7 protein-coding genes and 4 pseudogenes are annotated in these 7039 nt (G+C 37.3%); 4 read left to right on the top strand and 7 right to left on the bottom strand.

Going from position 1 to position 7039, the window contains the following annotated elements; genetic code table 11:
- From CBG25_RS21190 to coaBC, 4 genes and pseudogenes are all read right to left on the bottom strand, one after another.
- Positions 1 to 208: pseudogene (locus CBG25_RS21190) on the bottom strand (hypothetical protein); the annotation flags it as partial.
- 48 nt (positions 209 to 256) lie between these two features.
- Positions 257 to 856, bottom strand: a complete 600-nt coding sequence (gene slmA / locus CBG25_RS21185; protein WP_290609024.1) for a nucleoid occlusion factor SlmA — start codon at positions 854 to 856, stop codon at positions 257 to 259.
- Between the two features lie 114 nt (positions 857 to 970).
- Positions 971 to 1429, bottom strand: coding sequence for a dUTP diphosphatase (dut, locus tag CBG25_RS21180; RefSeq protein ID WP_290609023.1), 459 nt, complete (start codon positions 1427 to 1429; stop codon positions 971 to 973).
- The gene (gene coaBC / locus CBG25_RS21175; RefSeq protein ID WP_290609022.1) at positions 1407 to 2621 is read right to left on the bottom strand and encodes a bifunctional phosphopantothenoylcysteine decarboxylase/phosphopantothenate--cysteine ligase CoaBC; all 1215 of its coding nucleotides are present in this window, start codon (positions 2619 to 2621) and stop codon (positions 1407 to 1409) included. The genes dut and coaBC overlap by 23 nt, the downstream gene beginning before the upstream one ends.
- A 194-nt stretch (positions 2622 to 2815) precedes the next feature.
- On the opposite strand from coaBC, the pseudogene radC reads away from it, so the two are divergent.
- The 3 genes and pseudogenes from radC (at position 2816) to rpmG (ending at position 4145) form a co-directional block, all read left to right on the top strand.
- Positions 2816 to 3484, top strand: a pseudogene (gene radC / locus CBG25_RS21170) (DNA repair protein RadC).
- 245 nt (positions 3485 to 3729) lie between these two features.
- On the top strand, positions 3730 to 3966 hold the full coding sequence (gene rpmB, locus CBG25_RS21165; protein WP_290609021.1) for a 50S ribosomal protein L28: 237 nt from the start codon (positions 3730 to 3732) through the stop codon (positions 3964 to 3966).
- An 11-nt stretch (positions 3967 to 3977) separates the two neighbouring features.
- Positions 3978 to 4145, top strand: a complete 168-nt coding sequence (rpmG, locus tag CBG25_RS21160) for a 50S ribosomal protein L33 (protein WP_290609020.1) — start codon at positions 3978 to 3980, stop codon at positions 4143 to 4145.
- 149 nt (positions 4146 to 4294) lie between these two features.
- On the opposite strand, the gene CBG25_RS21155 is transcribed toward rpmG, so the two are convergent.
- Complete coding sequence (locus CBG25_RS21155) at positions 4295 to 5275, bottom strand: tyrosine-type recombinase/integrase (protein ID WP_290609019.1); 981 nt, start codon at positions 5273 to 5275, stop codon at positions 4295 to 4297.
- 66 nt (positions 5276 to 5341) lie between these two features.
- Positions 5342 to 5641, bottom strand: a complete 300-nt coding sequence (locus tag CBG25_RS21150) for a helix-turn-helix transcriptional regulator (RefSeq protein WP_290609018.1) — start codon at positions 5639 to 5641, stop codon at positions 5342 to 5344.
- Between the two features lie 113 nt (positions 5642 to 5754).
- Here CBG25_RS21150 and CBG25_RS21145 point away from each other — a divergent pair.
- A pseudogene (locus CBG25_RS21145) lies at positions 5755 to 5937 on the top strand (Cox family DNA-binding protein); the annotation flags it as partial.
- Positions 5938 to 6002: 65 nt separating this feature from the next.
- Here CBG25_RS21145 and istB read toward each other — a convergent pair.
- Positions 6003 to 6503, bottom strand: a pseudogene (gene istB / locus CBG25_RS21140) (IS21-like element helper ATPase IstB); the annotation flags it as partial.
- Positions 6504 to 7039 lie beyond the last annotated feature (536 nt).

Raw genomic sequence — 7039 nt, 5'->3', positions numbered from 1 at the left:
CATCCAAAATCTCTGTGACAATAAATGCCCTACGTTCACCAATTTGCTTGAGATAATCGCAAAGGGAAACAGAACCCTCCAAGATAGGTAGATTTTGCGCTTTGACAAACTTACGTTTGGTGTGAGAAGGCGATTCCAGTTTGCGAGTAAATACGGTCATAAAAGATCTGCGTTTAAAACGAATAAAGCAAATTTTAATCGATAACATGAGCTTTTGCGACAGCCTCATATCAGGCGGAGTGAGTAGTACAATTAATTATTGCAACTGCGCCAAGATCATAGGCCAGCGTGCATCAAATTCTTTAGTTGGGCAATACCGAAATTCTGAACGTACAAAACGTGATAGCATACCCTCACAAAACACTAATAATTGAGATGCTAATAAACTCTCATCATAACTAAAACTTTGCTTATCACGTATTTTTCTTTCCTTTAAAACCTGTCTAAATTGCGCTTCAATACGTTCAAACAATTGGCTAATCCTATCTTGTAACTGAACTTGCTCAAACATCAACGCATGCGCCGTCATTATTCGTGTCAATCCAGGATTTTTCTCCGCAAAACCAAGTATCAACATTAAAATCAACCGAATACGCCTAATAGTGTCTTTTTCATCTTGCAGAATCAGATTAATCCGTGAAATTAAAGAATTTTCAATAAATTCAATAAGACTATCAAACATTTTTCCCTTACTAGGGAAATGCCGATAAAGTGCTGCTTCAGATACACCAACATGACTTGCCAACTTAGCTGTGGTAATCCGTTGACTACCATCACTCGTTTCCAACATTTGCGCAAGCACCTGCAAGATTTCCTCACGCCTGTTTTTTTTCTTTGTTATCTCTTTTCCTGCCATGGCGAAACAAGACCCCTGATAAAACAACAAAACAGACCACGCAATCCTTGCCTTTCATCATTTATAAAGCACAAAATTTAATAAATTTATAATATTTTATAAATAACAAGATTATCATTGACGACCTGAATGACCAAAACCACCACTACCTCGTTTTGTCATTTCAAAATCTTGTACCAGATCAAACTCAACTTGAACAATTGGTACAAAAACCATTTGTGCTATACGTTCACCAGGTTCAATAGTAAAACTTGTATTACCACGATTCCAGACTGAAACCTTCAATTCACCTTGATAATCAGAATCGATTAAACCGACTAAATTTCCTAATACAACACCATGTTTGTGCCCTAAACCTGAACGAGGAAGAATGACTGCAGCTAATTGTTGATCTGCAATATGCACTGCTAATCCTGTAGGTAATAGCTCAGTTTGACCTGGTTCTAATTGAATAGCCTGATCTAAGCAAGCTCGTAGATCTAACCCGGCAGATCCTTCTGTCGCATAAGTTGGCAACGGAAATTTATTTCCTACACGAGGATCAAGAATTTTAATGTCTATTTTTTTCTTCATAACGTTGAAGTATCTCATCGAGTAAACGGTGACCAAGCTCTAATTTATGACTATGTGGTAAATGTATCTCTTTATCTTCCCAAAATAAATTCAAGGCATTGCTTTCTGAATTAAACCCATGATCAGCTAATGAAACATCATTTGCACAAATAAGATCCAGATTTTTTTGGGTACGCTTATTACGGGCATATTCTTCCACATTTTGTGTCTCTGCTGCAAATCCAACGACATAAGGACGATTTTTAGTCAATTTACCAACACTTTCCACAATATCAGGATTTTTTACCAATGTCAGAGTAATTTCATCTGCCTGCTTTTTAATTTTTTCTTTTGTAAACTCTTTTGGTCGATAATCAGCAACTGCGGCACATCCAATAAAAATATCTTGTTTATCAATTATATTATGTACTTGACTATACATTTCCAACGCGCTGACAACATTAATACGTTTAACGCCTGCTGGTGTTGGTAAATTAACTGGACCGGTAATAAGTGTTACATTAGCCCCTCGTTTTGCAGCAGCTTGTGCTATCACGAAACCCATTTTCCCTGAACTATGATTAGTCACAAAACGAACGGGATCAATTTCTTCTTCTGTTGGCCCCGCAGTAATTGCTAAATGCAGGTTTACCATATCTAGCTTATGCTGAAAACTATTCTTAGCTAATTCAACAATAGCTAACGGCTCTAACATTCGACCAGGGCCAACATCACCACAAGCTTGACTACCTTCATCTGGGCCCCAAACTAAAACATGGCGTTCTTTAAGTATTGCAATATTTTGCTGAGTAATATTAGCGCGATACATTTGCTGATTCATTGCCGGTACGACAGCTATTGTTGCCTCTGAAGCTAAACAGACCGTTGTTAATAAATCATTCGCCATACCAACGGATAAACGAGCCAGCAAATCTGCAGTTGCAGGCGCTAAAATAATTAAATCTGCCCATTTAGCTAATTCAATATGACCCATTGCAGCCTCTGCGGCAGGATCCAATAAATCATCTGCAACTGGATAGCCCGAAACAGCCTGTAGCGTCAACGGTGTAATGAAAGATTTGGCAGCATGCGTCATTACCACACGTACAATTGCACCATGGTCACGCAAACGACGAACTAATTCTGGTGTTTTATAAGCAGCAATACCACCACTAATGCCAAGTACGATATGTTTACCTGTAAGTTCTGCCATCATATATATCCAAATTCAAATGATGAATCTACTGATATTACCATAAGCTGAAGTTTAGGTGAGAATACCATCAATTTTTATCTATAAAAAAAACTTTTTTGCAAAACGCTACGCAACTACGCTAGAAAATTTTGGCCCATATTTTGGCATGCTGTAACCTGTCAAAGCTACAAGGAAATAGACAGGAAAAACATATGGACGAAATAAATTATGCACTTCAACCTAGAGAAAAGCTTTTAGCTTATGGGGCATCATCATTAAGTGACCAAGAGCTTTTGGCCATTTTTCTTCGCACAGGATTGCCTGGATTTCCGGTTTTAATATTGGCTGAAAACTTATTAAAAGAATTTGGCTCGTTGCACAAACTATTAACTGCTGATTATCAACAATTTTCAGCGCACAAGGGATTAGGAGTTTGTAAGTATTCACAATTACAAGCGATTGGTGAAGTCGCTAAACGATTCTTTACACAACAACTTATTAATCAAAGTATTATGAGAAGTCCTAAGCACTTGAAAAAATATCTACTCGATTTTTATCTTGGACAGGATAGAGAAATTTTTATTGTATTATTCTTAAACAACCAAAATCAAATTATCTGCTATGAAGAAATGTTTAAAGGCACCATAAATCGCGTAGAAGTACATCCAAGAGAAATTTTAAGGCAGGCGGTTAAAGTAAATGCAGTATCCATTATTCTTGCACATAATCATCCTTCGGGTAATCCATAGCCCAGTTTAGCGGATAAAATTGTCACCGAAAAAATTGCTAATACTTGCCGTTTGATAGATATAAAATTGCTTGACCATTTTGTCGTCACTCATAAAAAATGCCTTTCATTTGTCGAACTTGGCCTACTCTAGTACCACATTTTGACTAATAAATAGCAACTTTATTATTTCTGAGCTTGAGTGAAAGCACTAGAGGGTGTATAATATTCCACCTTTTAGGATCTCGGGTTTGACAAGAAGAGCCTATCTCAGTGAGTTTTACTGAAGTTAAGTTATTTTTTATATTAAGAAAATTTGCTGAGATAGGCTTCCGAGTCTGACGAGGCAGTCATTCCCGATATAAAGCTCGAGCTGATTAGATTTTTGGAGAAATAGACATGTCACGAGTCTGTCAAGTTACTGGTAAGCGCCCGATGAGTGGTAACAAACGCTCACACGCAATGAATGCAACTAAATGCCGCTTTCTGCCAAACCTGCACTCTCACCGTTTCTGGGTTGAATCTGAGAAACGTTTCGTAAAGCTTCGTGTGTCAGCAAAAGGCATGCGTATAATCGATAAACAAGGGATTAACGCAGTTCTTGCTGAACTTCGCACCCGTGGTGAGAAATACTAAGGAGCTAAAGAATGGCTAAAGGTATTCGCGATAAAATTAAATTGGTTTCTTCTGCAGGTACAGGTCACTTCTATACCACAACGAAGAACAAACGTACTATGCCTGAAAAATTGGAAATGAAAAAATTCGATCCAGTTGTTCGTACGCATGTGATTTATAAAGAAGCTAAAATTAAATAACTTCTTAATAAAAAACCCAGCGCAAGCTGGGTTTTTAGTACTTTTAAAACAACAAGTTAAATCTAACTCATTGTTTTTATTGACCTACAGATTACTGCTAATGACTATAAATAACTGTAGTGTGGTCAAATGTGGTCACTCTTAGATACCTATTTAAACCTTAAATGTAAAGGATTTAACCTTATTGCATCATCCAAATAATCAGGTGCAAAATGAGCATAAGTCATGGTCTGCTCAATTTTAGAATGCCCTAATATCCTTTGCAGGGTTATAATATTTCCTCCGTTAATCATAAAATGAGTCGCAAAAGTATGTCGCATAACATGAGTGGCTTGCCCTGCGGGTAAGGTTGGCTTGATGCGTTTTAAAGTATGTCGAAACTCCATATAATTAGCGGAGGGAAAAATAAAATCTGTTTTGCCTTCACTAATTATTTTATTCACTACTTCAGATATTGGGACAGATCGCTTCTTACCAGTTTTTGTCTCGAAAAATGTCACGCGATTATGGACAATATGTTCTTTCCTCAATTTCATTGCCTCACTCCATCTTGCTCGCGTACTTATACAAAAAATAGCTACAAGATAATTATCCCCACTGAGCGCAGATATTAGATTTTCTATTTCTCTATCTGATAAATACGACATTTCTACAACATCTTCTTTTAATCCGCTAAATTCATCCATAGGGTTTTCAGATGAGAAAAGTCCTGCTGAAATAAGATAGGTAAACATACCGCTGAGTTGCCATAATTTACGATTTATTGTTGATGGCTTAACTCCCGTTGCAAGTCTATTATGACAATATAAAGTCAAAGATGATCGGTTGATCTCAAACGAAATAGGATCGTTCATTAATTTGATTACTCTTTTTAATTCATGATATCGTTTAGTTGCATGTCTAATACTATTACCATAATATTTCCACCATTCCTCTGATAGTTCTGATAAGTGACGCTTATCTTTTAGTTTAGGTAGCCATTCCTGTGATTTATGGTTCGTTAAAATATAACGTTCAAATGCAATTGCTTCATGTTTCTTTTGAAATTTCCGTCTGATCCGTTTTCCATTACGACCAGTTGGCCTGATATCCACTTCATAACGACCATCTTCAAGTTTCTTAATTGACATAAGAAATCTCTCCAATGGTAGATAAGCTTTTTGAATCGATAAATTTACAAAAAGCGTAATGTATTTCTAACCAATTTTCTTTTTTGATTGGACTAACTTTGTTTCTTCTTGCCCAAAGTGTGCGAGAGCCGGTGCAATTTGACCGGATTCTGGAGCTATCTCATCGGAAATAAACCACATCATATATTTTTTAAATTTCGGGTGATTAAGCATTTTCATAATTACATCAGTAGGGGGAATAGATCTTTTTGTTTCATAGTAAGTAATTGTTCCATAAGGAATGTCAATTAATTCAGAGAATTGTCTCCGATTTAATCTTTCGGACTCTCTCATAATAATTATTTTGTCACCAATACTTATTGACATATCGTTTAGATCTAAACTGTATTTGTTTATATGAAAACAAACATCAATTAGATGTTCATCATTATTGTAAGTAACCACAACTAATTAGTGATTACTAAATAGGAGATTAGCAGATGTCAAAACAGGTGATAAGTCTTTCTGATGCTTTGCCTTACCAAGAATTCGCAAAAAAAATTGGAAAAAGCCCAGAAGCTGTGAAAGGAATGATCAACAAAGGCAAGTTACCTGTAGTGCAAATGAAAGAATTTCCTGACTCACACCGTTCAGAATATTGGGTTTACTTACCTGCCTGGAATGAGTGTCAATGCCAATTGAATTCTGATCCACTTTGCTAAAGTAAAACTGATCCACCCCCTTTAATTTACTCGCTTAGTTCCGCTTTCAATTTTTTATGTAGCTGACCGCTTTTTAGCTTGTCTTTTAACCGATAACTTTGTCCACTAATCTGTACGATATGTGCATGGTGCAGCAATCGATCCAGCATAGCGGCTGTTAGCGTCTCATCATCACCAAATGTACTTGACCACTGAGCAAAAGACAGATTACTGGTTAAGAGCACACTACCCGCTTCATATCGCTTTGCCACCACCTGGAAGAACAGGTTTGCTTCTTCCTTGCCAAAAGGTAAATAGCCAACTTCATCGATAATCAATAATCTAGGTTTACTGATAACTCGGGTAAGATATCCYTTGAGGTCACCTTGTCGATGAGAGGTAAGCAGCTGCAACATCATGTCCGCTGCAGTTAGAAAACGGATGCTTAATCCCTGCATCGCAGCYCTATAGCTGATGGCAGTAGCCAGGTGGGTCTTGCCGACACCAGACGGACCTAGCAACACGATATTCTCCTGGCGCTCAATAAACTAGTTGCTGAATAGAGACTTGCATTTTTTGTCACGCTATTGAGAATAAAAAGAGGTTTAACTTAGAGAATAAAGGTTTGAAATGATCAACAAAGAGCGGCTGTTACGAGATAATCGTTTATGTAAAGCAATCATTGGATTATCAGTCGAAGAATTGAAAAATTTAGCCGCTGAATTTTCAGCTTGTTATTTGATTTAACGCCTAGGAATTTCAAAGATCCTGAGGCCGTATGAAATAGGGATCACAGTCGGTAAGATTTGCTGTTTTTTTCAGCACAAGAGGGAGTGAGATCATTATTTGTTGGCTAATCGACTGATTTTTGAACGAATTTGCTGAATTCAGGCAGATCTTCCCTGCATTACATCACGTAACGCATTCGCGCTATTTCCACTGCGTTAGCAACCAGATCCTTTGTTACCAGCCCATACAAGACCCGCTGATAGACCATTTTCCCGCCACACAGAATACATTTAAAAGGGTCCGTATTGAGCAGTGCTTGGCTGAGGCTGGAAAATGTCACTACTTTTACAGGTTT

This window comes from Arsenophonus sp. ENCA, assembly GCF_002287155.1.
Lineage (GTDB): Bacteria > Pseudomonadota > Gammaproteobacteria > Enterobacterales > Enterobacteriaceae > Arsenophonus > Arsenophonus nilaparvatae.
The sequence above is the reverse complement of the archived record's forward strand: the minus strand, read 5'-3'. Positions and strand labels throughout refer to the sequence as shown.

Bases quoted from the DNA above. Each gene is read 5' to 3' on its own strand.
- slmA (WP_290609024.1), bottom strand. From the start codon at position 856: ATGGCAGGAAAAGAGATAACAAAGAAAAAAAACAGGCGTGAGGAAATC.
- CBG25_RS21150 (WP_290609018.1), bottom strand. From the start codon at position 5,641: ATGTCAATAAGTATTGGTGACAAAATAATTATTATGAGAGAGTCCGAA.
- rpmG (WP_290609020.1), top strand. From the start codon at position 3,978: ATGGCTAAAGGTATTCGCGATAAAATTAAATTGGTTTCTTCTGCAGGT.
- dut (WP_290609023.1), bottom strand. From the start codon at position 1,429: ATGAAGAAAAAAATAGACATTAAAATTCTTGATCCTCGTGTAGGAAAT.
- CBG25_RS21155 (WP_290609019.1), bottom strand. From the start codon at position 5,275: ATGTCAATTAAGAAACTTGAAGATGGTCGTTATGAAGTGGATATCAGG.
- rpmB (WP_290609021.1), top strand. From the start codon at position 3,730: ATGTCACGAGTCTGTCAAGTTACTGGTAAGCGCCCGATGAGTGGTAAC.
- coaBC (WP_290609022.1), bottom strand. From the start codon at position 2,621: ATGGCAGAACTTACAGGTAAACATATCGTACTTGGCATTAGTGGTGGT.